21 protein-coding genes are annotated in these 26,852 nt (G+C 35.8%); 5 read left to right on the top strand and 16 right to left on the bottom strand.

Annotated features, from left to right (window positions below; genetic code table 11):
* Window position 1: 1 nt before the first annotated feature.
* Together P0092_RS06490 and P0092_RS06485 are read right to left on the bottom strand one after the other, a co-directional pair.
* Window positions 2-976, bottom strand: coding sequence for an ABC transporter permease (locus P0092_RS06490; RefSeq protein WP_276187108.1), 975 nt, complete (start codon window positions 974-976; stop codon window positions 2-4).
* A gap of 247 nt (window positions 977-1,223) precedes the next feature.
* Window positions 1,224-1,736 (bottom strand): hypothetical protein, encoded by a 513-nt coding sequence (locus P0092_RS06485; protein ID WP_004617305.1) that lies wholly within the window; start codon window positions 1,734-1,736, stop codon window positions 1,224-1,226.
* Window positions 1,737-1,900: 164 nt separating this feature from the next.
* On the opposite strand from P0092_RS06485, the gene P0092_RS06480 reads away from it, so the two are divergent.
* The 5 genes from P0092_RS06480 to P0092_RS06460 all read left to right on the top strand — a co-directional run bounded on the left by P0092_RS06480 (window position 1,901) and on the right by P0092_RS06460 (window position 6,482).
* Window positions 1,901-2,581, top strand: a complete 681-nt coding sequence (locus P0092_RS06480; RefSeq protein ID WP_004617303.1) for a response regulator transcription factor — start codon at window positions 1,901-1,903, stop codon at window positions 2,579-2,581.
* 134 nt (window positions 2,582-2,715) lie between these two features.
* The gene (locus tag P0092_RS06475) at window positions 2,716-3,873 is read left to right on the top strand and encodes a sensor histidine kinase (protein WP_158498408.1); all 1,158 of its coding nucleotides are present in this window, start codon (window positions 2,716-2,718) and stop codon (window positions 3,871-3,873) included.
* 489 nt (window positions 3,874-4,362) lie between these two features.
* A complete protein-coding gene (locus P0092_RS06470; protein ID WP_004617299.1) occupies window positions 4,363-4,704 on the top strand; it encodes a P-II family nitrogen regulator in 342 nt (113 codons plus the stop codon).
* 252 nt (window positions 4,705-4,956) lie between these two features.
* Entirely contained in the window at window positions 4,957-5,871 is a 915-nt protein-coding gene (locus P0092_RS06465) for a hypothetical protein (RefSeq protein ID WP_040758308.1), read from the top strand.
* 35 nt (window positions 5,872-5,906) lie between these two features.
* Entirely contained in the window at window positions 5,907-6,482 is a 576-nt protein-coding gene (locus P0092_RS06460) for a hypothetical protein (protein ID WP_004617295.1), read from the top strand.
* A gap of 178 nt (window positions 6,483-6,660) precedes the next feature.
* Here the strand turns inward: P0092_RS06460 and P0092_RS06455 are convergent, their stop codons facing one another.
* The 14 genes from P0092_RS06455 to P0092_RS06390 all read right to left on the bottom strand — a co-directional run bounded on the left by P0092_RS06455 (window position 6,661) and on the right by P0092_RS06390 (window position 26,671).
* Complete coding sequence (locus tag P0092_RS06455; RefSeq protein WP_004617293.1) at window positions 6,661-8,553, bottom strand: ABC transporter ATP-binding protein; 1,893 nt, start codon at window positions 8,551-8,553, stop codon at window positions 6,661-6,663.
* Complete coding sequence (locus P0092_RS06450; RefSeq protein WP_004617291.1) at window positions 8,540-10,279, bottom strand: ABC transporter ATP-binding protein; 1,740 nt, start codon at window positions 10,277-10,279, stop codon at window positions 8,540-8,542. The genes P0092_RS06455 and P0092_RS06450 overlap by 14 nt, the downstream gene beginning before the upstream one ends.
* Window positions 10,280-10,306: 27 nt before the next feature.
* Window positions 10,307-10,738 (bottom strand): MarR family winged helix-turn-helix transcriptional regulator, encoded by a 432-nt coding sequence (locus tag P0092_RS06445; RefSeq protein ID WP_004617289.1) that lies wholly within the window; start codon window positions 10,736-10,738, stop codon window positions 10,307-10,309.
* Window positions 10,739-10,880: 142 nt separating this feature from the next.
* The gene (gene galE / locus P0092_RS06440) at window positions 10,881-11,867 is read right to left on the bottom strand and encodes a UDP-glucose 4-epimerase GalE (RefSeq protein WP_004617287.1); all 987 of its coding nucleotides are present in this window, start codon (window positions 11,865-11,867) and stop codon (window positions 10,881-10,883) included.
* A 19-nt stretch (window positions 11,868-11,886) separates the two neighbouring features.
* Complete coding sequence (locus P0092_RS06435) at window positions 11,887-13,080, bottom strand: galactokinase (protein WP_004617286.1); 1,194 nt, start codon at window positions 13,078-13,080, stop codon at window positions 11,887-11,889.
* Window positions 13,081-13,092: 12 nt separating this feature from the next.
* The gene (locus tag P0092_RS06430) at window positions 13,093-14,646 is read right to left on the bottom strand and encodes a UDP-glucose--hexose-1-phosphate uridylyltransferase (protein WP_004617285.1); all 1,554 of its coding nucleotides are present in this window, start codon (window positions 14,644-14,646) and stop codon (window positions 13,093-13,095) included.
* Window positions 14,647-14,778: 132 nt separating this feature from the next.
* Window positions 14,779-14,946: a hypothetical protein gene (locus tag P0092_RS06425; protein ID WP_004617284.1), complete on the bottom strand. Its 168-nt coding sequence runs from the start codon at window positions 14,944-14,946 to the stop codon at window positions 14,779-14,781.
* Window positions 14,947-15,116: 170 nt separating this feature from the next.
* The gene (locus tag P0092_RS06420; protein ID WP_004617283.1) at window positions 15,117-17,480 is read right to left on the bottom strand and encodes a glycoside hydrolase family 31 protein; all 2,364 of its coding nucleotides are present in this window, start codon (window positions 17,478-17,480) and stop codon (window positions 15,117-15,119) included.
* A gap of 334 nt (window positions 17,481-17,814) precedes the next feature.
* Window positions 17,815-19,911 (bottom strand): glycoside hydrolase family 36 protein, encoded by a 2,097-nt coding sequence (locus P0092_RS06415; protein WP_004617282.1) that lies wholly within the window; start codon window positions 19,909-19,911, stop codon window positions 17,815-17,817.
* Window positions 19,912-19,940: 29 nt separating this feature from the next.
* Window positions 19,941-20,768, bottom strand: coding sequence for a carbohydrate ABC transporter permease (locus tag P0092_RS06410; protein WP_004617281.1), 828 nt, complete (start codon window positions 20,766-20,768; stop codon window positions 19,941-19,943).
* Window positions 20,769-20,788: 20 nt separating this feature from the next.
* The gene (locus P0092_RS06405; protein WP_004617280.1) at window positions 20,789-21,673 is read right to left on the bottom strand and encodes a carbohydrate ABC transporter permease; all 885 of its coding nucleotides are present in this window, start codon (window positions 21,671-21,673) and stop codon (window positions 20,789-20,791) included.
* A gap of 86 nt (window positions 21,674-21,759) precedes the next feature.
* Entirely contained in the window at window positions 21,760-23,109 is a 1,350-nt protein-coding gene (locus P0092_RS06400) for an ABC transporter substrate-binding protein (RefSeq protein ID WP_004617277.1), read from the bottom strand.
* A gap of 236 nt (window positions 23,110-23,345) precedes the next feature.
* A complete protein-coding gene (locus P0092_RS06395; protein ID WP_004617275.1) occupies window positions 23,346-24,968 on the bottom strand; it encodes a response regulator in 1,623 nt (540 codons plus the stop codon).
* A 14-nt stretch (window positions 24,969-24,982) separates the two neighbouring features.
* Complete coding sequence (locus P0092_RS06390; protein WP_276187107.1) at window positions 24,983-26,671, bottom strand: sensor histidine kinase; 1,689 nt, start codon at window positions 26,669-26,671, stop codon at window positions 24,983-24,985.
* Between the last annotated feature and the right edge of the window lie 181 nt (window positions 26,672-26,852).

Below are 26,852 nucleotides of genomic sequence, written 5' to 3'. Positions count from 1 at the left end.
ACTATCCCTCCACCCTTGAAAATGTATCTCTGGGGCTTGCCCAGAGTGCCGGGGAAACTGAAATTCCTACCGTCAGTAGTACAATTGCACTTCCCATTACAATAAGCATCAAGATATGCTGTCCCTCCAATCGAATATTCGCCATACCAATCAAGCTATCTGATGGAAATAAGTTATTCATCAGCTTGTTCAAAAACAAACTGCTACAAGTAATTGCACCCATTATCGCCAAGTAAAGCAGAAAAAGGCTTTCCGTTATTGCTTGTAAAAAAAGATCAAGTTTTGATACACCTAAGCTAATTAAAACGGCCATTTCTTTTTTACGTGTTCTCATCCACATGCAAAGAAGCAATGAAATGACAATTATAGCTGTTGTGACAATCAATGTAAGTATCAGAGATGTGATCCGAATAATCTGCTTTAGTGGTGCCTGTATCTGTTGATATAGTGCATCGGATGTGGTAATACTGATGCTTTCGCCAAGCATCGACTCTATTTGTTGATGCAAAGTGGTCAATGCATCGGGGTCGGCTGCATAAACGGATAGTCTGGAGAAATCGTATGAGGTAAACAGCGAGGCGAATATTCCGTGATCAACAAAAATCTGATTTTCGATGCGATATGCGGACATTACCGAGTTTTCCTGTTGCCGCTCCATACCAGAAAAGAAAATTCCGACAATCTTCCCTGATGTATTAGCCCCGGTTTCCGTTCTAAATGTAAGCATATCTCCGATGCTAAGTCCGTTGGCCTCTGCCAGTATAGAGTCGATAATTACCCCACCCCGTTTTTCTGTGATGGGGGTACCTTCTAGCAAACGGTATTTTTCCTCCGCAAACAACCCGTCAGTTTCAGTATTATCATAAGCATGGAGAGTGATTGTCAGGTTTGAAGTATCCCCTGAATCTACATATGTTACAAGAGAAAAATCAGCAGGATAAGCCGTGCCTATTGCCACCCGATTGATACGACTCACGGAATCTAAACCAGAAAGCAAGGCTACACTTTCAGCGGAAATGTTATTATCTCCTTGATGATTTTCCAAAACGAGTTTTGAGCCTGTCTTTTCTTTAAGCGAGTTGCTCGTTGCCTGCGCTGTCATTAAAACGATTGTGGCGCTCAAAATCAAGGTACACATAATGAAGAAACAGGAAAATAGAAGAATACTTTTACTCTTTTTGCGCCTGATATAACAAAGAGCGCGTTTGAAAAAGCTCATATAATCACTTCACCATCCTGTAGATATACACTTGCTCAGCGTGAATAATACTCTCGCCGTCATATTCGCCAGCGATAAATAATCCTGTTTGTTTCTTAACGTCATTGATGGTTGCATCCTCATAAGTCATCGTCCCAGTGGAAAGACTTACCAGCACGATTTGGAATGTACAGCTTTCGTTATAGGTAACTATAACTTGTTTAACCTGACTTTCATTTCCGGGTGCAGCTTGGTAAGCTAAATCCCCCTCAGATATTGTTGGTGAAATCGTACAGCCAGTATCTGAAAACTCTATTACATAGCCATTCAATTTACAGCGTTTAGATAGCTCATCAAAGGTTTCTGGATTATTGACACCTAGATTATCTTTGTTTTTTTTGCTTTCCGCTGTAGCCCCTCCGCTTATCTGCGCCGATGGATTTGGCGAAGTATTGTTATCAAGCGACTTATTTCCGCAACCAGAGCAAAATGTCAGCAAAAGCACTGTGATTAAAGTGAAAAGCATTTTGTGTTTCATAAAACTACCTCCTTCATTTTCATGCTTATTGTATAGCTACATTTCTCTAAAAGTCCTGTAGAGTTTCGTAAAAATATACCCTGTTCTTAAAGGATTTTTAGATAGTTGTATGGTATGATGTAAAGGGTATAATGTAATCGGTATCATAAAAAGAGGGTCTAAACATGAGAGTATTATTAATTGAGGATGACGAAAATCTATCTGCTGTAATTGAGGAGCAGTTGCAGAAAGAGGGCTATATTACAAACCGTTGCGCTGATGGCGAAACGGCTTTGTTTTATGCCCTGAATCTCGAATATGGTTATGATATTGTTTTACTGGACAGGATGCTGCCTATTATAGACGGCCTGACGATTTTGAAAGCAATGCGGCGAAAGCAAATATATACGCCTGTTCTGATGATGACCGGGCTCGGTGAATTGGATGATAAAATCGATGGGTTAGATTGTGGGGCCGACGATTATTTGGTCAAGCCGTTCCATATAAAAGAACTGCTGGCGCGGGTCAGAGCTTTGACACGCCGCCCCACAGATATTGTCGAAGAGGTATTGAGGGCATATGATCTCACCTTGGACGCAGGGCAGAGAAGGCTTACCTCTAATGGTTATTCGATTATACTGACACAAAAGGAAGCCGATGTGATGGCCGCTTTTTTAGAATCACCTGATAAAACGCAGACACGTGATGGGCTGCTCTGGAAGGTGTGGGGCGGACGCGGAGAAGTTGAGGATGGCAATGTAGACAACTATATTCATTTCCTGCGTAAGCGCTTGCGGGAATTAGGTTGCAAAACTACAATCAAAACTGTCTACGGCGCAGGCTATAGGTTGGAGGAATCGCCGTGATTAAAAAGCTCCGTAAAAAATTGGTAGTAATGTTTGTGTCTTTCACTATGTTGGCGTTCACTATAATGGAACTGCTGATGGTGGGCAACACAGTGGCAAGCGTGCAGGAATCCGAGATGATATTTGCTGGAAACATGTGCGACAGCATCATTGAGCAAATCAAAAATGGAGTGGGAATAAGTGATCCTAATTTATTAAGTTACATAGCTAAATTCCACGGGTTTGTTTATATATCTGACGGAATTTCTGAAAAATCCAGTATAGAAAGTTTCGTTACATCTTCAGATATTTTGATCAAGCAAATGAAATCTGGGAATACGCCTTTTTCAACAACCGTTAAAGCGGACGCTAATACTGAGATAGCGACTCGCACCATGCACTTAATAAGTGGAACACAAAATGAAAAATATTGTGGAGTCAACAACGCTTTTCAAGTATCGGGAACCGAGTACAACTTGATTTTGATTGTTCCGCAATCCACGACATGGGAAATCATAAAAAGTTATTGCAGTTGGTATCCTCTGGTATGGTTGGGTATGCTCTTGCTCATATCGTTTATGAGCCGTATACTGATCGGCAAAGCAATAGAACCGGTGGAGGTAACCATAAGAAGCCAGAAGAGATTTATTGCGGCTGCTTCACATGAATTAAAAGCACCACTATCAGTGATACAAGCCAATGCAGAAACTCTATGTATTGATCAAGCTGATACAGCTTCACAGAAAAAACAAAAGGTTGTGCTGGATGAATGCGGGCGTATGTCCGCGCTCATACAATCCATGCTTAGATTAGCGTCGAGTGACGCCGGAAGCTGGAAAATGAGCATGAAAGAAACAGATGTAGATTCTCTTTTGATTGAGGCATGGGAAGCATTCCAAGAATCTGCACGAAACAAAAACATCCGTTTAGAGTTGAACATAGAAGAACATTACCCCAAGTTCACTGGAGATAAAGAACACATTGGCATGGTTCTTGGTATATTGATTGACAATGCAGTTTCGTATTCTATGCCCCATTTGTCTGTTGAAATGGGTGCGGAGGTACAGCAGAAGCAAATTGTGTTGTTTATAACAGATCATGGAGTGGGCATCTCCAATAGCGAGAAAGAGAAGGTGTTTGAACGTTTCTATCGTGCTGACCCGTCGAGGAATAGCAAAGAGCACTTTGGATTAGGTTTGTGCATTGCCAAAGAAATTGTTCAGCTACATCAAGGAATTATCACATTGGAGGATACACCGGGTGGCGGTTGTACTTTCAAGGTTAAACTGCCCATAAAGAACGCTAAACGGTAAGCAGAAAGTGTACTGAGATCTTTATTACACAAATGACCTTCCGTTCAGTCATATTGAAATACGAGAAATAATGAAGCACTTTCTCTAAGGTATAAACTGGGTCTTGAAACTAATAACTCCTTTATATATTCCAGCCTGCTTGCTATTCCTGAAAGCATTGAAGTCCACTGCCAAAATGCACTGAAGCCTTAAAATAAAACCGAAGACTATTCCGACAAATTTTAATTGCAGCCAAAGGTATTTACAATTTTTTGCAAGTCTATTGATATCTAAGAAAACTATTAAGCAGAGCAGTAATCCTATCTGTGATTTCTGCTCTGCTTTTATTTAAGTTATTATCCTTTTGAATTACATCTAAATTCTTATAGATTTATGGTTGCTTTATGCAGTATAATATAAGTAATTTTTAGTAAACAAATGTAAATGTATATTGATAGTAATAGTGTCTTGTTTAATTAATAATATAAATATATAAGGGAGGGGTTTTTTATGAAGATGATAGTTGCAATTGTTAGGCCGGAAGCTTTTGAAGATGTAAAGCAGGCACTTTTTAATGCAAAGGTTGCAAAAATGACAGTAAGCCATGTAAAAGGCTGTGGACAGCAGATGGGGTACACCGAGAGCTACCGTGGTACTGTTACGGAAGTAAATCTTTTGAACAAAATCAGATTTGAAATCTGCGTCAATGATGACTATGTAAAGCCTACAGTAAATGCCATAATGGAAACTGCAAGAAGCGGTAACATAGGAGACGGTAAAATTTTTGTACTTCCCATCGAAGAATGTTACCGTATCAGAACAGGAGAAGAAGGTTCCGACGCTATCGGCTAGGATAGTATCTACTAAACTACCTTGTTTAAGAATAAAATTGAAACATTCCTTTAGATTATAGAGGAGTGTTTTAATTTTTGCTTAAACAAAGGTAATTGCTTGTAAGGAGCTGTGCTTAATTGGATAATTTTATAATATATGGGGTTGATTTCCTTGTAATTATCTGTTAACATTTTTATTTGTGATCACATAACAACTAATAGACAACTAAAGAAAGGTATTATATTCATGATATTTAGAAGAATTAAAAATATGGTGTTAACAGTATTAATTATTAGTCTTTTTTCTTTAAGCGTTTCTGCAGCAGTAGAAACCTCTCCATATGATGATGCAGTTTCAAACATGTTAAATATGGGATTTACACAGCAGTATATAAATGACTTAAACGAGGAAGAAATTTTAAAGTACAAAAATGCAACATTATATTCTTCAGATGAGAAATATATTAAAATTATTTCATCAGATGAGGGTAGTAAAGTTATTGAAAGTTCTGAGAATGAATGGCTAATGCACCAAATAGAACCTGAAATTAATGCTAAAGTGGCTAGTACATCAGGTAAAGATGACCCCGAAGTGAATAAGACCAGTTGGATAAAATTAGAAACATCTATTTTACATAGCAGTGGCAATAATTATTTTATGTCTTGTAGATATGAGTGGTTAAAAAATCCAGGCTGTAATATGGAAGATGTTCTAGGTTTGGGGTGTAGTGGAGCAGATGTTCTATATAATACCTTTACTTTTGTACAAAAATATGACATAACATGTAACCATACTAGTAGCACACACCCAAAGTATAGTAGCGGGACGTCAACAATTACAAATAATGATAATACTCCAAGCACATTTACTACCAATGGTATAGCAAAAAAGTTTAATTTACCACCAAAGGATGATGTACATTATGGCAGCGAGACTCCTCGCCCGTATTCATACCATGATTATACATCCAATGTAAGAGGATATATGAGTGTACAAATATATAAAAATAATACTAACAATACTATCATATCTAACATTGCTACATATGATCACCAACAGTTTTCATTAAGTTTTTCACCATCCATTGAATTTGATTTAAAAGGTGCAATGAGTTTAGCAGGTGCCTTTAGTTTTTCATCTACCTATGATCAGGTGATAGTAGGAAAAAACAGAAAGCTTCCATAACGCCGTAAGCCGTATTTTAATTGGAGGATGAAACTATGAGTAAGAAAAAAATAACTTTAATACTTATTCCAGTTGCTGCATTAATCCTACTGGTTACCTTATTTATTTATAATTCATGTACTTTTACTATAGAGAACAACGATAAGGTTATTAAGTATAAAATAGAAGCATTTATTAGCAGAGGTACGACCCCGGAATCAAAAATAAATATAAAAAATAAAATTCAGATTGAAAATGTTAAAATCGTTTCTTTTGATATTTCATCCTCCAAAGGAAATAGCTTCGGATATTGCATATTAACAAAGAGCGCTTTCATAGATAAATTTAAAATTAATAATGTGAGATCTGGCACTGAAACGATATATCTGCCTGTTATTAGTACAAAAAACGGCAAGTATCTGGTTGCAATAGGAGAACAGTATAGTAAAAAAGCTACATATGTTAAAGTTAAGCTAAATGATAATAATTATACCTTTGATATTACAAGCCCATATTGCATTTTGCATAAAAAAGTTCCCAAAAATACCAGCACCTCTGAAGTAGCAGATTTTACGTTCTATGATAAAAATGAAAAAGAAATCCCCTATTCGGACATAATGGAAAAGTTATAATAATAATTTTATATCTCTAAAAGCAGCATTAGGTGTCCTAGTGCTGCTTTTTTTCTGTAAATAGCTTGTGAATTTTTAAATATATAATGATAAAATATCTATTGAATCAAAAAACACAAATCCATCAGGGTTATATATAACGCTGACAAATTTGTGTTTTTTATATTGTAATCTTAACTTATGACAATTCAAATGCTCCGGTGTACAACTGATAGTACTTTCCTTTTTCCTTAATCAAATCCTTGTGACTTCCTCTTTCAATAATCTCACCCTGTTCTAATACCATAATTACATCGGAATTTTTAACAGTAGAAAGTCTGTGTGCAATTACAAAAACTGTTCTTCCTTTCATAAGCCTGTCCATTCCCTCTTGAACAATTGCCTCTGTTCTTGTATCAATACTGGAAGTCGCTTCGTCAAGAATCAAAACCGGCGGGTCGGCAATAGCAGCTCTTGCAATAGTCAGAAGTTGTCTCTGTCCTTGAGACAGGTTGCCTCCGTCACCTGTAATGATTGTTTCGTATCCGTTCGGTAAATGCTTAATAAACATATGAGCATTTGCAAGCTTTGCCGCCGCAATAACCTCTTCATCGGATGCATTTAATTTTCCATACCTTATGTTGTCAGCAACTGTCCCCGTAAACAGATGTGCATCCTGAAGCACTATTCCCAGAGAACTTCTTAAATCGTTCTTTTTAATTTTGTTAATATTAATACCGTCATAGCGTATTTTTCCGTCCTGAATATCGTAGAATCTGTTAATTAAATTAGTAATAGTTGTTTTTCCTGCTCCGGTAGCACCTACAAAAGCTACCTTTTGTCCCGGCTTTGCATAAAGACTTATGTTGTGCAGTATAATTTTATCTTCTCTATAACCAAAATCCACGTCATCAAATATTACTTCACCTAATAGCTTTGTATAGGTAATAGTGCCGTCACCATGAGGATGCTTCCAAGCCCATATTCCTGTACGTTCCGGTGATTCTGTCAGTTCTCCCTGTTCATTTTCTTTTACATTAACCAAAGACACATAGCCTTGGTCTACTTCCGGCTTTTCATCAAGAAGCTTAAAAATGCGGTCAGCCCCGGCTAATGCCATTACAATAAAGTTAAACTGCTGAGAAGCCTGACCTATAGTCTGACTAAAGCTTCTGGTTAATTGAAGGAAAGAAGCCAATGCTCCCACTGTAAAACTACCAAAGCCCGAAATTGCCAGTATTGCGCCGACAATAGAAATCAGTACATAAGTTATGTTTCCTACATTTCCAAGTATAGGCATTAATATATTAGCAAATTTATTTGCATTATTAGCACTATCACAAAGGGCATCATTTAATTTATCAAAATTAAGTTTTGATTCTTCTTCATGACAAAATACTTTTACAACCCTTTGACCTTCCATCATTTCTTCAACATAACCATTAAGTTTACCAATGTCTCTTTGCTGAAGTCCGAAATACATACCGCTCTTCCCGCCGATTACCTTGATTGTGTAAAACATAACAGCTATTGCTATCATTTGTACAATGGTCAGTGGTATGCTTAAAAAAATCATTGAAAAAAATACACTTACAATTGTTATAACTGAAGCCAACAACTGTGGAATACTCTGGCTTATCATCTGCCTTAATGAATCAGTATCGTTTGTATATAAACTCATTAACTCTCCATGAGAATGAGAATCAAAATGACTTATAGGCAAGGTTTCCATATGAGCAAACATATCGTCTCTTATCTTTTTTAAAGAGCCTTGAGATATTACAATCATAATTCGATTAAATACATAATTAGTCAAAACTCCCATAAGATAAATCGCTGCAATGGTTAAAATAGCTTTTAACAACGGCCCGAAGTCAGCAGCCCCGGATTTATTTAACAGTGGGGTTATATAATCATCAATAAGATTTTTCAGAAACAATGTACCTGCAACATTGGAAAGTGAGCTGATAAAAATACATATTACAACAATGACAAATAAAAATTTATATTCCTTCAATACATAAGCCAGTAATCTTTTAAAAACTTTAATAGGATTCTCAATTCCTCTTCCTTTTGGATTACCTTTCGCCATCACTATCAGCCCCCTTCACCTGAGATTCATAAACCTCGTTATATATAGCATTTGAACTTAAAAGTTCATCATGTGTTCCAATTCCATCAATCTTACCGTCATTGAGCACAATGATTTTGTCTGCCTCCTGAACCGAAGATATACGCTGCGCAATTATTAGTTTTGTCGTATCAGGAATACTCTCTTTAAATGCCTTTCTTATAAGTGCATCTGTTTTAGTATCCACGGCACTTGTGGAATCATCTAAAATCAAAATTTTAGGCTTTTTCAGCAAAGCTCTTGCAATACACAGTCTTTGCTTTTGTCCTCCTGATACATTTGTTCCGCCCTGTTCAATATATGTATCATATTTTTCAGGGAAGCTATCAATAAATTCATCTGCGTGAGCCTGTTTGCAGGCAGCAATTATTTCTTCATCAGTCGCTTGTTTATTACCCCATCTTAAATTTTCTTTTATTGTGCCGGAAAATAACACGTTTTTTTGCAGCACCATTGAGACTTCATTTCTAAGAGTTTCTATATCATACTCTCTTACATCAATACCACCGACTTTAATTGAGCCTTGTATTACATCATATAATCTTGGAATAAGCTGAACAAGTGTTGATTTACCGCTTCCTGTTCCCCCTATAATTCCTACGGTCTCTCCTGACTTTATTTCTATATTGATACCTTCAAGTACCGGGTTGTCCTCTTTTTTACTATAACTGAAGTTAACATCACTAAAGCTTATAGAACCATCCCTTACTTCATAGATTGGTTTATTGCAATTGGATAAATCGCTCTCTTCATCAATGACTTCTACAATTCTATCCGCAGAAGACTTTGCTATAACCGTCATCAGAAGCACCATAGATAACATCATAAGACTCATCAAAATGTTAGTCGTATACGTAAAGAAGCTCATGAGTTCTCCCGTAGACATTGATTTTGCCACAATCAACTTTGCACCAACCCATGACAAAAGCAATATACTTGTGTTCATTGTGAACTGCATTAAAGGAGACATAAATATAATTATCTTCTCAGCTTTCATAAAGTTATCGTATATACTTTTAGAAGCCTTGTAAAATTTACTTGTTTCGTACCCTTCTCTTACGTATGCCTTTACAGCACGTATTCCTGTTAGGTTTTCCTGTACGCTGGCATTTAAATCATCATACTTTTTAAAAACATTTTTAAAATGAGGATGTGCACTTGTCATAACAAAAAGCAATGCCAATCCCAGAAAAATTATGGCTCCTACAAATATTAAAGCAAGCTTTGCATTAAGGTAAAAGCTCATTACCAGAGCTGAAATCATCATTAGCGGAGGCCTTGCAAACATTCTTAATGCCATTTGATAGGCATTTTGCACATTTGTGACATCTGTAGTCAATCTGGTTACCAACCCCGCTGTAGAAAATTTATCTATATTTGAAAAAGAGTAACTTTGTATTTTATCATACATTCCCTTTCTCAGGTTTCTAGCAAAACCCGCTGAGGCTCTTGCAGCATATTTACCCGCCAAAACACCAAAGGACAAAGAGAATATAGATACTACGACCATTATTGCTCCGATAGTAAGTACATATTTCATATTTCCTTTTTCTACCCCATTATCAATAATCCATCCCATTAATAGGGGAATAGCTATTTCCATTGCCACTTCCAATGCTATGTATACAGGTGTGACTATAGAATCTCTTTTAAATTCCTTTACATAGCTTAATAGTTTTTTAATCATGTATCTCATCCCTTTTTTCAAATGACATTAATCCGCTATTTTATCAGATAACCTATTTATAAGGCTGACCAATATTTCTTTTTCTTCATTATTCAATCCGTCTTCTAAGGACTTCTCAAATTCAATTATACGGTCATATATTTTATTTTGGATGTCTATACCATTTTTTGTAAGTATTATCTTTTTAAGCCTTGCATCCTCGGAAACACTTATTCTCTTAATGTATCCTTTCTTCTCCATCAATTGAAGAACGCTGGTTACAGAAGAACGTCTTATATCAAACTCCTCTTCTATATCCTTTTGAAATATATCCCTAATAGCAGATTTACTATAAACAAAACCAAGAATTCTACCTTGAATACTTGTTAATCCATATTGCCTGACTTCCAAGCCTATTCTCCTATGAATTCTCTTATAAAAAATACTAATTAGTTTTCCTATATGGACATCATTTTTCATATCAATCCTTCCTCTAATATTTAATTGTTAGGTTTCTAACTAATTGTAAATTACATAATTATGTTTGTCAATATTGCATTTTCTACAAGAAAAAAGCACTTATCTATATATAAGATAAATGCTTTAGCCCTGTAATTAATTGTTACCCCTTGTAACCGTTGGGATGTGTAGAATGCCAATTCCATGCTGTTTCAACAATTTTATTCAAATCATTGTATTTTGGTTTCCACCCTAAGATATTCATTGCTTTCTCTGCTGAAGCAACCAGTATGTCAGGGTCTCCGGGTCTTCTTGGTGCATCGGCAGCCTTTATATTTTTCCCTGTTACTGCCCGGGCTACTTCTACCACTTCTCTATTTGAAAAGCCGGTTCCGTTTCCAAGATTGAAGGTGTTACTTTCTGCACCTTTCCTCAGATTTTTTAGTGCAAGGACATGTGCCTGTGCAAGGTCTGAAACATGAATATAGTCTCTTACACAAGTTCCGTCTTTTGTGTTGTAATCATTACCGAATAGCTTAATTTCCTCTCTCTTACCCTGTGCAACCTGCAATATTATAGGAATCAGGTGTGATTCAGGAGAATGAGCCTCTCCAATTTTCCCACTAATATGTGCACCACAGGCATTGAAATATCTGAGAACCGCATATTTTATTCCATAAGCGTCATCTGCCCATTTTAATATTTTTTCAACAGTTAACTTTGTTTCTCCGTATGGATTGATGGGAGCTGTTTTATCTCTCTCTTTTATTGGAATTTCTTCCGGTATGCCATAAGTAGCCGCTGTTGACGAAAATACTATCTTGTTTACTCCGGCTTCCTGCATTGCGGTTAATAGGTTCAACGAGGCTATTACATTGTTATTGTAATACTTTAATGGATTTGTGACACTTTCTCCAACTTCAATATATGCGGCAAAATGTATTACCGCTTCAATGTCATTTTCTCTAAATACTTTTCTTATTTCATCAATATTTCTCAGGTCGGCCTGAATAAATTTACCACCTAATACAGCTTCTCTATGCCCTTTTTCTAAATTGTCAAGAACAACGACCTCCTCTTTGGCATCCAGAAGTTCTGCAACTGTGTGACTTCCTATATAACCTGCTCCACCTGTCACTAAAACTGCCATCTTTGTACCTCCAAATATACTAAATTTCTATTTCCCTTGCGCCATCACTGATTTCACTGACATAGAACTCCGGAGTTATACCTGTTTGCTCTTTGTAATGCTTTCCTACCTGCTTAATAAACAAATCAACTTTTTGCTCAGGAACTATGTTTACTGTACATCCTCCAAACCCGGCACCTGTCATTCTTGCACCTATAACTCCTTCCACTTTCATAGCTTCGGCAGTCATTGTATCGAGCTCTTTTCCTGTAACTTCATATAAATCCCTGATTGAAGCATTTGCCTCTACCAAAAGTCTTCCCAGCTCTGCCAAGTCATTTTTCTTTAGCGCCTCTGCAGCTCTGAGCACTCTGTCATTTTCGCATATAACATGAGTAACTCTTTTTCTGATTACTTCATTCTCAAGCTTTGACTTGTATTGCTCAAATTCAGAAATAGTAATGTCACATAGATTCTTTTTGTTTGGCATATACTTTTGTAGTATTTTTAAGCCTTCTGCGCATTCTCTGACTCTCTCGTTGTATTTTGACTCCCCAAGTGCACGTTTTTTCTTTGTATTTCCAAGAACTATTTTGTAACCATCAAGCTTTAGCGGTAAATATTGATACTTTAAAGTTCCGCAATCCAGCAAAATAGCATGATCCTTTTTTCCCATTGCAGATGCGAACTGATCCATTATTCCACAGCTTACCCCACAGAATTCATTTTCAGTCTTTTGTCCCAATACAGCCATTTCTACCATATCTATTGGTTTTGTTATTCCATGTGCTTCATTTGCCAAGGTAACCAGTGTAACAGCAGTAGCCAACTCTATTGCAGCAGAAGATGAAAGTCCTGATCCTAACGGAACAGTGTCATGAAAAAGCATATCTACTCCAACCAGCTTGTAGCCTGCATTTTGAAGCATATATGCTACTCCGGCCTGATAATTCCCCCATTTCAGACTCTTTGCACTTTCCAGTTCGTTAAGTTTAACCTCTACCCTGCCCGGTAAATCTGTTGCTGCAAGTCTTAGCGTATTATCATCATTTACTCTTGCAACTACGGTAGAATCAAGGCTTAAAGCTGCCGGGAAAACAAATCCGCCGCAATAGTCTATGTGCTCTCCTATGAGATTTACTCTTCCGGGTCCTGAAAATATTCTGAGATTCTCTTCACTACCCCCGTATATCTGACAAAACTTATTCTTTAAATCATCATAGTTTTTCTGCATTATAACGCTCCTTCAATTTATATTTTTACAGCCTATTGATTTCATAAATTTATCAAATGCCTTCAACCCTTCATCTGTTTGCTTAAATACCCCTGTATGCTCCAGACAAGTTTCAAACTTTCTTCCCACTTCGAACCTTATGGCTTCATCAGCATGCTCCTCGGTTAATGCATTCCCATATTTTGAAACAAGTTCCTCTATCCAGAATTTGTGCTTATACAGTACATGCTTGTTATTAAAACTATCTGCATTATACGATTTACCGCAAAGTATTTGTTTTATCTGTTCAAGCTCTGTTTTTAGTCTTCCGGGCAGTATAGCCAACCCCATAACCTCAATTAAGCCAATATTTTCTTTCTTTATATTATGAATTTCTTTATGGGGATGAAATATTCCATCCGGATATTCTTCAGTTGTCCTGTTATTTCTTAGTACTAAATCCATCTCATATTTTCCATCTTCATTCCTTCTGCAAATTGGAGTTATGGTATTGTGAGGGAGCTTACCTTTCTCAGTATGAGAATATGCAAGAATTTCAGCAGCTTCATCGCTGTAATCTCTCCACATGTTTAAAACATAATCTGATAATTCGGTTAACTCTGAAATATCCTCGCTGGTGGCACGAATAACTGATAGGGGCCACTTGACTATAGCAATTTTAACTTTCTTATATTTACTGCATTGGTAATTGGCAATAATAGCTGCTTTGAGCATTGGAAATATATAGTTTCCGCCCTGAAAGTGATTGTGGCTGAGTATTGAGCCTCCGACTATAGGTAAATCCGCGTTTGATCCGCATATATAATGTGGGAATTGCCTTACAAAATCCAGAAGCCAGCTAAAGGTGTTTTTGGAGACTACCATTGGTACATGTTTTTCGCTTAGTATAATGCAGTGCTCGTTATAATAGACATATGGAGAATACTGGAAATACCATTGTTCTCCGCATAACGTTACCGGAATTATTCTATGTGTCTGCCTTGCAGGAAAATTTATTCTGCCGGAGTACCCTATATTTTCGATACAAAGCATACACTTAGGGTAATTGCTCTCTTGTTGCAGTTTCTCCATAGCAATTACTTTTGGATCTTTTTCAGGCTTTGTTAGGTTTATTGTCAGTTCAATGCTTCCGTATTTAGTGTCAGTTGTCCACTTTATATTTTTGGCAATCTGGGCGGTCCTTATATAATTTGATGCTGTACAAAGCTCATAAAAGTAGTCTGTGGCAGCCTTCATTGATTTTGTTTCAACCAGCTCATAAAACTTTCTGACGATTTCAGCTTCCCGTGGCACTATTAAACCCATTATTTGGGTGTCAAACAGTTCATGATAAGCATATATTTCTTTATCAAACAAGCCTTCATTCCCCGCATATTCCACAAGTGAACCCAAAATCTCTGTAGGATACTTTAATTCCTCCTCAACTACATTACCACTATACGGCTCTTTTAATTTCAGTAAGTGCAAAAGCTGATTTCGTGCAATTATGGCATCAAGTTTATCTATCATACCGTGCTTTATCCCAAATTGAAGTAATCTTTCAATTTCATATGCAGGATTAATCATTGTATTCCACCCTTCTTAGTTATTAATTTAGCAAAGCTCAGCAGGCAAAGTCCATAAAAAGGGCTGTCCCGGAACCGTAATTACGATTCCGGGATAGCTTCTGTCAGATATGAATAACTCAGTAGTTACTTATTATATATCTTGTAAATAATAATCTTCCGGTTTAACATCGTCAAAGGCAGCTGTTTCACTTGACTTAAGTACAAAAGGCTTCATAAGCATAGTCATGAAATCGGCCCATTTGGTCTTATATGTGTCTTCAAATGTCTTTTCCACATATGTTACGGCATATGTCCCCATCTACCTTACCTATTTTAGCATCATATTTTCCGCTTGTCACAGGTATTGTTTCGCCATTGCTGCCTATAGACCATACTACAGAAGGTTAAAAATCGGGTATTTGACCGATTTTGTCGACTTAGTGTACCGTTTTATGGTAAGCAGTTGATGAATAATGATATTATCGTAAATTAAAACTTAATTGTTTCTTCTATTCCTTTATATATAAACTCAACTGTTTTAGGATTTTCTCCGCTTTTAATGAATTTAATTTTAAAGTTTTCCTGATATTTAAATTCACCGCAAGCCATTCCAAACGTCAATGTTTTTTCATTATCCCTGTACAGTAAATCAATTGTTGAATAGTTTCCTTTTTCATAGGAGTAGTTGTCCCCATCATCATTATACAAGGTAAACTCTCCATCCTCTCCGCTGTAAATAATAATTTCGGATATCTCCCCTTTTTTTTCGTCTGCATACATAAGGGGTTCAGATATCGGTACAATTGAACCTGCCTTAACAAACAACGGCATCACATCCAATGTCGCTCTGCACACTAGAGTCTGTCCTCCTTCATGCAAAGTATTTGTCCAGAAGTCATACCACCAAGCGCCTTTAGGTAAATAAACATTTTTTGTTTTTTCAGCCTTTGATACAGGCACGTTATTTACTTCATAGTACATGGGCTCTGTAACCGGACAAACAAGGAATGCCTTACCAAACATAAAGCTGTCGCTGAGCTCTTTAACATTTTCGTCTTCTGCAAAATCAAACATTAAGCTGCGAAGGATTGTTGAATTATTTTGATTTACATCTCCTGCCATTGAATATATATAAGGAAGCAACTGGTAGCGTAGTTTTATAAATTTAAGTATTGTTTCATAAAAAATATCTCCCGGTTTGCCGAAATTCCATGGTTCCCTGGGTGTATCAGTGCCATGTGAGCGGAACATAGGTAAAAAAGCACCATATTGAAACCATCTTACATAAAGCTCCTTATATCCCAAATCTTCTACACCGTCATTATAATCCCCGTCCCAGAACCACAGCTTATTGGTATTTCCATTGCAATTACATCCCCTGTTTTCCCATTTGTCCTTTACTGTAAAAAACGCACCGATATCCAATGTCCAATAGGGCATGCCGCTCATTGAAAATTTAATCCCCTCAGTAATCTGCTTTCTTAAAACAGACCATTTTGCGCTGATATCTCCTGACCATGAAACCGTTCCATATCTTTGACCTGATATATAGGATGAACGCGTAAGATTTGTAACACGTTTTCCATTTTTGGTTTTTCTCCAGTTTTCGTAAATACCTTTTGAATGTAAAAGCCCATATGAATTAAGACGTGTCCAATCCATGGACTTTTTGGATTCGTCTGCAATCAATTGGTAACGCAGTTCTTCCGGTCTTTTTTCCTCTCCATTCCAGTCCGCATCGGAAAAAGGTTCGGCATTATCACACCACCATGCATCCACTCCTGCGGAAAACCAATCTTCTTCACATTGCTTCCAGTAAACAGCTCTTGCTTCTTCGCTATAGGCATCATAGGTAGTAGTATTTGGCAATAAAAGTCCTTTTTCCTTAAACTCACGGAGGTTGGTTCCACCCTCAGCCATATTGGGCCAAATGGAAACCATAAGTTTTACCTGTTCTTTATGAAGTCTGTCCACCAGCCTTTTAATATCCGGATATCTCTTTTTATCTGCTCTCTTCTCTCCCCATAAACCTTCTTCCCAGGAAAACCAATCCTGTACAATACAATCTATAGGGATACCTGAATTTCTAAACTTTAACACAGTATCTATAAGCTCTTCAGAAGAATAATATCTCTCCTTTGATTGAACATATCCATAAGCCCATCTTGGAAGCATTGGTGCTCTTCCTGTCAGGTTTCTTAACTCTTTAATGATTTCCTCGAAATTTTTTCCTATAATAACATAGTAAGAAAGCTTATCGGTTGTATCAATTGAGAATGTTACTTCTCCTTCCTTGCTTTCAAAAATTACAGCACTTTCCGTATCAATCAGTATTCCATAATTTTGGGATGATAGTATAAATGGAATTGATATTTTCATATTTGCTTGGAACAGGTATTCCTTCTTGCCATTATAGTTGTAAACTCCATTTTCATGCTGACCCAAACCATAGATAGCTTCTTTTTCTGTTATGGAAAAAACAAGCTTCCCCTCATAGGATTTACCCGCAGACTTACGCCTTGCATTTTCGATATAAGCTACATCACCATTTGCTGTATGCTTGTACTTGATGACAGGCTCGCCGTCTACATAATATGCAAGAACCTCTTTTTCAGTTAAGCTGTGTCCTGTTTCCTTTAAGATAACCTCGCCTTGTTTGTTTTTAAACAAAATGCAATTATCCTCAGATAAGTAGTTATCCGTTGCCAAATTATCCATAGGTATGAAATCTTCCGCAATAAGAATACTGTTCTTTGGTTTTTCTTTATTTTTGGAATATACAACTCTTATGATATTTTCAGTCATTGGCATAATATGAACAACCGTTGAAGAACATTTGTTTGTAGAATCCATTTTTATCACTCCTGTAAATAGGCTGTTGTATTGTTGAGTTACTTACTCATCTTTACAAGTTGAAATATAGGTGTTCAACATATCAATGGAAAGTTGGGTTAGAAATAGTAGCATAAATTTAGTTGGTAAATCGAAGTTTTTTTGCTGGAAACACGACACGATGTCGGGTTTAGCACACTATGAACCATGGATGGTGAATGTGTGTGACGGCAAAAATGCTGAGATGAACCATTACTAATTTAGAGCAACTATTTCGGCAACAAACCATTGATATGTTTGAATACCGTTGATTTTTTTGTGTAAAAGTTAATGCATTTACCACAATTCATTATTATCACTTGGATAATTTTAAATGAACAGCTACTGCTTCAAATTCTTCCTTCATATTGATACAAAGACTTCCATTTATGAGTAAAACATTATTTTCGAAAGCACAGTATGTATTGCAAATTTCATAATTATCACCTATAGGAATTTCCACAGTATCAGGGAAATTTCCGTGGAACGTATATATCAAAGCAAGTACTTCCTTTTCATCTTCAGACTTTCTTAGGATGCCCATCCATCCTTTAGGATTTCTGTAACTTTTAAGTTTTGAACCGAAAAAGTAAGTTGTTCCATTTAATATAATATCTGAAACAGCTCTGTAGAAACTGATTCCCTCTTCAACTGTATTCCATTGCTCTTTATCCAAATCATATATATCACCGGATAAGCACATTACTCCCAAAAAGGTATTAGCAATAGAATATACCACTCTCTTTTTACTGTCTTTTTTCCGCAATACCGCCCATATCTGTGATTGGCATGGATTTATTACTCTATGAAGATTAGCTGCCACAACCGGTATTTCATCACACTCATGTGCATCTGAAAACGATGCCATTTCACATAATGACATCATTGAAGGCTCAAGTCTATGCCCTCCCGAAGAGCAGTTTTCTATAATAATGTCAGGGATTTCCTCCCTAATTCTCCTGAAGAATTCCTGTGAAGCAAGAATCTTTTGTCTTAGCCCCTCTCCAAGGGACTCATACCCGTCACAACCTATACCGATTGTTTCATTATAGTCAACCTTTAAATATTTGAAACCATATTGCTTTAGCATTGATATGACTTTATCACTTAGGTAATCAATAACCCACGGGTCGGTCATATCCCAAAACTTCCTGAGTCCTGAAGTTATTACATCTCCATTTCTCGTTAGAAGGTGTTTATGGTCTTTATACGCTTTTGACAGATATCCACAGTTTTCAAACTCAAACCAAATTCCCGGAATCATTCCCGCCTCCCGGATTATCCTAACAGTCTCCTGAAGACCATGTGGAAATACCTCAGGACTTACTATCCAATCCCCGTGTGTACCATCCCAGCCATTTTCTTTATCAGCAAACCACCCTGAGTCAATAACAAAATAATCAACCTCTTTTTCTTTGATAATATCTACAATTTTTTTGATATTATCATGTGAAGGATTTCCCCAAGTAGTACAGAATTCATTGAATAAAACCGGAAGCCTGTCAAACTTGTTTATCTTGTTAACGTTGTACTTGTGTATTGTAAGCAGTCTTTGTGATACTTCGTCTACATTTCCGATACCGACGGTTATAAATGCAGAAGGTGTCTCAAATTCGGTTCCCGGTTCCAGTACCTTCATCCAGTGCCCAAAATCAAAGTCTGCAAGTCCGCCGGATATACACAGCGCATCATCCCTTCTATACATTTCCATCTGCCACGATGAGGCACAGGCCAGCTGTGCAGCCCAAACCACATGTGTAACTGTATCTTCCACCGCCAGAAATGGGAAAAATTTTCTGACGGGCATAGAGCCGATCTGACCAAATTTTTCTGTTCTTACACCATGACCTGACCATGACGGCTCAAGCTGCAGGTCCTCAACGGACTCTGTTATAAGTCTTCCTTCATTACTCCAACAACTGCGTATTCTGTGAATATTCATACTTTCAGGTGCTTCACCTTCTATAAAAGGAGTCAGCCCACCAACTGAGAAACTGGACAGCATCTCCAAACAAATAGCTTTATCGGATTTATTAGCAAGTACAGTTTTCAGTTCAAAAGCTTTTAACCCATTGTGATAAGTAAGTACATGCCTGGCAACATAGCCCTGTTCACTTTTCAGTATAGTGGTAATAACCTGAGTGTTTTCTATTTTTTCAACTTTCTGGGATTCATATCGAAGCAGAAAGGTTTGTTGTCCATTTCTCATTGTGTGCCCATTTGCAAACCCCCCTGAAAAATCATCACCTCTTATAAAAACCTGTACAAGTGGATCAATATTATACTTTTTTGAGGCAGCTGCTTTGTCTTTCAGGGAGGCAGGCAAAATCTCAAAGCCTATATTTCCTTCTTCATTTGTTAAGTATCTTATTATCATATCTGAGAAGAGGTATTCTGATAAAACTTTATGCATAATTTTTTTCCCTTTTCCTTTTACTTCAACTATTTTAAAATTGCTCCTGCCGTTAGGGCATTCTCTAATTGCTCATTTCCTAAAATATAAATTAGAACAGTAGGAATACTGGTTATTACCATAGCTGCGCCAATCTGTCCCCAGTGAGATACTCCTATACTTACAAAGAAGTTAAGTAAGCCTACCGGTAAAGATCTGATTTTATCATCAGCACCTAAAATAAACGCTAAAAAGAACTCGTTATACGTATTCATAAATATAAGTGTAAATTGAGTAGCCATTGCAGGTTTGATTGTCGGGAGTATTATTCTGAAAAATGTTTGGTATATATTGCATCCATCAATGCATGCCGCTTCTTCAAGCTCCCTTGGTAAGGTTCTGAAAAATGCATAAAGCATTAAAATACATGAAGATAGTGCAAAAGCCGAATATGGAAGTATCAGTCCCAGATGAGTTCCCTTCAGTCCCATATTTTTAACCATTATAAGAAGCGGTATGATTACAACCTGAACCGGTATGATCAGCCCAAGTGAAACATATGTCAAAGCGGTATTCTTAAATCTCCAGTTCATTCTGCTTACACAGTATGCAAACATACTGCCTAAAATAATTGTAATAATAATTGTACTTACAGAATAAATCACACTGTTTGACAAGTATCTAGAAAAGTTAAATTTTTCCAATGCATCTCCATAGTTGTTAAAAATCCATTTCTTTGGAAGGCCAAAGGCATTATCATACACCTCACTTTTTGATTTGAATGATAAATTTAACATCCAGTATAATGGGAAAAGAAATGTTATTCCTATAAATATCAGTACTACCTTATTTGTCATGTTTAAAACTTTTTGTTTCATTACTGCTTCACCACCCTCTATTAGAATTCAATTTTTTCTTTTGCAACAAATTTGTTAATTAAACATGTTAACACAAGACATTCAATTATAAAGATAACTGCAATTGCACATCCCTGTCCGTAATCAGAAGCCGAAAATGCCCTATGGTACAATTCGTAGATGACTGTTCTTGATGCATCACCCGGCCCTCCTGCTGTCATTATTCTAACATGTGCAAACTGGGACATACATCCAAGTACTGATACTACTAATAAGTATTTGGTAACATCCTGTAAAAGAGGTATTGTTATTTTTATACTCGTTTTCAGGAAAGATGCTCCGTCTATTGTTGCTGCTTCATAGTAAGTCTTTGGTATGGATTTAATACCGGTATAGAAAAGCAATGCGTTTAAGCCAATGTACTGCCAAAGGAAGGCTACAGTAATTGAAACTACAACTGTCCTTTTGTCGGACAGCCATCCCAATGCAAGGTTGTTTAATCCAATTGCTCTTAATACACTATCAATTAATCCCCATTGAGGGTTATAAATTGCAATCCACATCTGACCTATTACGGTAACTGAAAGTACTGCCGGGAATACACTACTGAATTTGAAAAATCTTCTTACACCTTCTGTTTGTCTGTCTACTAATAATGCAAGGAATAATGAAATAGGAAGTCCTATGCAAGTTGAGATTATTACAATTATCAATGTATTCATATTTGCTTTCCAGAAGGAAGCAGAAGTAAGAATACTTACATAATTATCAAAACCCACAAATCCCATATTTCTAAAGCCGTCATTATTTTGAAAACTTATAATTATTTCAGGGAAAATAGGATATACAACAAAAGCTGTAAATAAGATTAAAGTTGGAAAAGCAAATATAAAAATTGCAAGTTTACTATTATAGTTTTTATTCATATTATCACCTTATTTAATAATATCCCTATATGAAGTTGAATTTCATATAGGGATATGTATTGTTTAACCATTCATTTCTACCAGATTTATTTACTAAAGTTTTTAGCCCATATAGGATTGATAGCTTTAATAAATTCATCCGGTGAATAATCACCTGTAAGAAGGTTGCTGTCAAGAGTGGTTATTTCTGCCGACATCTTTGTACTGTATATTGCCGACCATAATGAAGGTATCTTTAACTTAGCATTATTGAATTGATCAAGGTTCTTCTTTGCCAATTCTGACATACCTTCAATTTTAACACCAGTCTCAAGTGCTGTTGGAGCCTTATTATCAGTATTATAGAACAGAGCGTCCTGAGTTGCACAGAACATTGCGAACTGAGCAGCCACTTCAGGATTCTTTGTTTTAGCCGCTACTAAATATCCGCTTAATGGTGCACCCCAGAATTGGATAGATGCATTTGCATCAACTCCGTCTTTTGCTGCAGGCCATACCATAAAGTCAGTATCAGGACTAGCTTTCTCAAGATTTGGAAGTTCCCATGTAAACATAGCCAGCATAGCCGCTTTGTTTGAAGTATACATTTCAACTGCAGGACCATAATCTATATTTGTAACACCCTGAGCAAATGCACCGGCTTTTACAAGTTTCTGAATTCTTCCCAATGCATTTTTAACAACAGGATTGCTGAAATCGGTCTTATTATTTGCCAGATCAACTGCAACCTGTGGATCTTCAGCCATTATCATAGTCTGAAGCATGTGAAGATTAGGAGTCCATCCACCCTTACCAACTATAGAAATAGGCGTAATTCCTTTTGACTTCAAAGTCTCACAAACTTTAACCAATTCATCAAAAGTCTTTGGTACCTGAAGATTATTCTTTGTAAAAATATCCTTGTGGTACCACAATCTTGGAGTAAAGTACTGATCTGAACCGGATTGTACACAATATAACTTACCATCTGCATCCGGTGTTATAACTTCTTTCATAGCAAATTTCTTATCGAAGCCGGTATTTTTGACATATGATGCTAAGTCCAATGCATTTCCTGCTGAAATTACTACAGATGAAAGATTCTGCTCGGAGAACCATACATCCGGCATATCTCCTGAAGCGTTATAAGCTTTTAACTTATTGGCGTAATCATCTCCACCGCCGCCCAAATCGTATTCAACTTCTACATTTGGCATTTCTTTTGCGATATTTGTTTTTATGTAATTTTCTCTGATTTTGTTTCTGTTATCATCAGCACTTAAAGAGAGGAATTTCAGCTTAACCTTTTCACCTGATTGAACAGATGCTTTTGAAGTTGATGCTGTTGAAGATGATACTGAACTGTCTGATGCTGTATTTCCGCCTCCGCAAGCTGCCAATGAAGTAACCATTGCCGCTGAAAGAGCAAATACTGCAACTTTTTTCAATTTAATCATATTACTACCTCCTAAAAACTTTTTGTATTGATTTACATATCTCTTTCGAAAGATTGTGTATTATGTTTAAATGATATATATTTTCATCCCTCCATTGAAGAGAAAATTTTATGGCAATAAGGAAATTTAACTGTTAAATTACCAATGTTCAAATAGACTAAACCTGGATGGATAAGAAATAGCGATTAAAAATTTGATTGATTTTTAATCGCTATTTTTACTTTTAACTATTCTTTTTAATCTTTCTTATGACTCACATTTTCTATGTATTTACTGGGAGCAAGCCCGTAATATTTCTTAAAACACTTTCCAAAGTAGTTAGCATCAGCATAACCAACCTTTTTTGCCACACCTACAACCAGTTGATTTCCGCTGTCAATAAGTTCTTTAGCTTTCTTAATTCTGAATTTGGTAAGATACTCATTTATTGTAATACCTGTTTCTCTTTTGAATATAAAACAAAGATGCCCGTAATTTACAAAAAGACTTTTTGCCATTTTATTAATATCAAGCTCGTCATCATGATAGTTATCCAAAATATATTTTTTGACTTTTTCAATCAGCTGTGATGCTTTGGTATTCTTGTTCCTTTTGATATATTCAACAGCATCTGTGAATATCCCATTTATCCAAGCTTCCATTTCATCTATAGACTGTTTTAACTGAATTTCTTCAAGTACATTTAACTCGTTTTTAGGATAAATATCTTTAAAACTAATGCCCATTTCAGCAATTATTTCCATACATACAGACACAATTTCAACACAAACTACAAGCAGTATTTCATAGTGAATATTCTTACCCCGAACATCTTTGAATATATTCGTCAGCATGATTTTGATTTCTTCACTATTTCCAGTCCGCATACTTAATAACAACTGGCTTCTGTGTTCAGCAGTGAATAAATTCAGCTTTAGCTCCAAATCATCGACTAAACTATATAGTATTACTTTATTTCTGCCAACGGTAAGCTTATTTTTTAAAGCGATAATAGCTTCTTTATATGAACTGGCAACATCAAATATATCACGTTTTCTATTACCAATACCTATTGAAATGGAGAAATTAAAATATCTGTCAACTACTATCCTGATTTTCTCAAACTTATGTTCTATTAAAGAGTCGTCTTCATCTCCGTTTAAACACAATATAACACATAGTCGATCATTACTATCGTAGCACATTTCTAATTCAAAATGCTCCTGTAGTATTTCTTCTGTAATATTTTTTATGGCAAATATCCAAAGCTGCTTTTCGTCATCAGTCCATTCCCGTTTTTCATCATAGTCAATTTCAATTACCGCTACTTGATAATATTCGGAAAGCATATTCATTTTGAGATATTTTATCTTTTTGAAAACTTCCTCTGACTTTATTACTGAGTTTCCTTGTACTAAGTCATTTAAAAATTTTTCTTTAAGTAATGGAATGTTTTCTTTAACCTGTTCCTTTAACTTTTCTACCTCAACTTTAATATTTGCTTCCTTTTCTATATCTGCTTTCATTTCACATAAACAATTTGTCAGTTCATCTTCATTTACCGGTTTCAGTATATAGTTGCATACTCCTAATGAAACTGCTTGTTTAGCATAACTAAATTCGCTATGTCCGGTTAAAATTAGAATTTTAGTCTTAATCTCTTTTTCCTTTACTTTTTGGGCAAACTCCAAACCATCCATTATTGGCATATTTATGTCTACAATGGTTATATCGGGATTCAACTCCTCTATTTTCTGCAGAGCTTCTTTTCCGTTTTTCGCTTCACCGCATATTTCAAATCCTAGTTTGCCCCATAACAGTGATATTTTTAGTGCCTCTCTAAAATAAAACTCATCATCTACAATCATAACCTTGAGCATATTCATTAACTCCTTTACAATTCTGTAGCCGGCAGTCTGACAGTGACTTTGGTGTATTGTCCAACTAAGCTTTCTATCTTTAATCCGTATTCCTTTCCATATAATAACTTTAATCTTGAATCCACGCTACTAACTCCAAAATCTGGTGACTTATTATTTTCTGACGAACCACGAAGTATACTCTCAATTTTGTCCTGAGTCATTCCTATTCCATCATCATAAACATCAATATTAATACAATCCTTATACTTATACCCTTTAATCACCAGTGTGCCTTTGTCCTCTTTCTGCTTCAAGCCATGGTAAATGGAATTCTCTACAAGGGGCTGTAAAGTTAACTTTGGTATTTGATATCTTAATATTTCCTCATCAAATTGCAATTGATAATCCATATATTCTACGTACCTTAACTTTTGTATGGATAAATAGTTATTTATAAGAAGCATTTCATCATTTATTGTTATAATGTCATTGCCTTTACTTAGTGAAATTCTATAAAATCCGGCAAGATACTTTGCTGACATTATGGCATTTTCCTTTAAATCAAGTTTTATAAATGAGATAATTGTTTCAATGGTATTATAAAGAAAATGTGGCTTAATCTGCGATTGCAGAAGCCTGAATTCACTTTCACGCTTTAACCTTTGTTCAGTGTAAATTTGCTCCAATAGTTTATTAATTCTATCCATTAGACTGTTAAAACCGTCTCCCAGCATTCCAATCTCATCATTAGCATTAAAATCAGCTCTCAGTCCTAAATTTCCCTGTTTTATTTCCTTCATAATTTTAACCAACTTTAAAATAGGCTTGGATATTGTGTAAGACAACAGATATGATGCTACAAAAGCAAACACCAAGCATGCAACGCCGATAATAATAATGAGTCTTGTTATTCCTTTATTCTCGCTGGTTATTTCATCCATGGGAGTGGTACTGATAATCTTCCAGTCAAGCTTATCAAATTTATGTAAGGTCACCAATACTTGTCTACCATCTATATTTGATACAAGACTACCATTATTCGATAATTTATTGAGTTTATATCTACCCAAATATTTATTTTCATCAAATTTTTGATATAAATCACATTTATCCTGAGTTGATATAATGTTATTTTTACTGTCCAGTATAAAAAACTTATCACTTTCATTTAATATATTATCTAAATATATTGAAGCAATATCAGTTTCCTTAATATAAAGTATTGCTATTCCCAGCCTGCTTCCTGTATTTCTTCCGATAATAGATTTTGCAATCGCAAAAACATTTTCATCAGAACCATAACGATACTTTAATTTAAACAGATTTGTCCAAACAGGTCTTTTTGTTTCAATCACCTTGTTAATCATAGGGTTATTGAATTGGGAATATACGCTTGACTTATCTGCATAACCTATGTCAAAGAGTATGTTTTTTGAAGACATGATACTTGCAGCAACCATCTTGGTATTAGGTTCTACGATATTACTGATTACTTCTTTTAATGTTTTTTCAACATCTATATTTTCAATTGAATTCAAGCTATTACTTCTTACAAATTCAAGCTGATTTTGCAATCTGTTTTCTGTAGATAATATTCTTACATAGTCCTCGAAATTTCTGGTGAGGTTCATGAGATTCTTATCAATAAGCGTCAGCTCACGTTCAGCATTTTTCTTGGCTTTTTCGGTTATTGCCTTATTGGATATACTGATAGTAAGCAAAGTAAAAATACTTAGGGAAATTCCTAATATTATTATGTAAAAAATAAAAATCTTATTTTTTATTGAAATATCCTTGAGCAATGTTATTAAATGATTAAAGTATTTTTTTCTCATTTTTTTAAACCCTGTCAATTTATTTTGATATTTTTATATAAGTATATCACTGTCAACATAAAAAGGT

This window comes from Ruminiclostridium papyrosolvens DSM 2782 (assembly GCF_029318685.1).
Taxonomy (GTDB): domain Bacteria; phylum Bacillota; class Clostridia; order Acetivibrionales; family DSM-1351; genus Ruminiclostridium; species Ruminiclostridium papyrosolvens.
The sequence above is the reverse complement of the archived record's forward strand: the minus strand, read 5'-3'. Positions and strand labels throughout refer to the sequence as shown.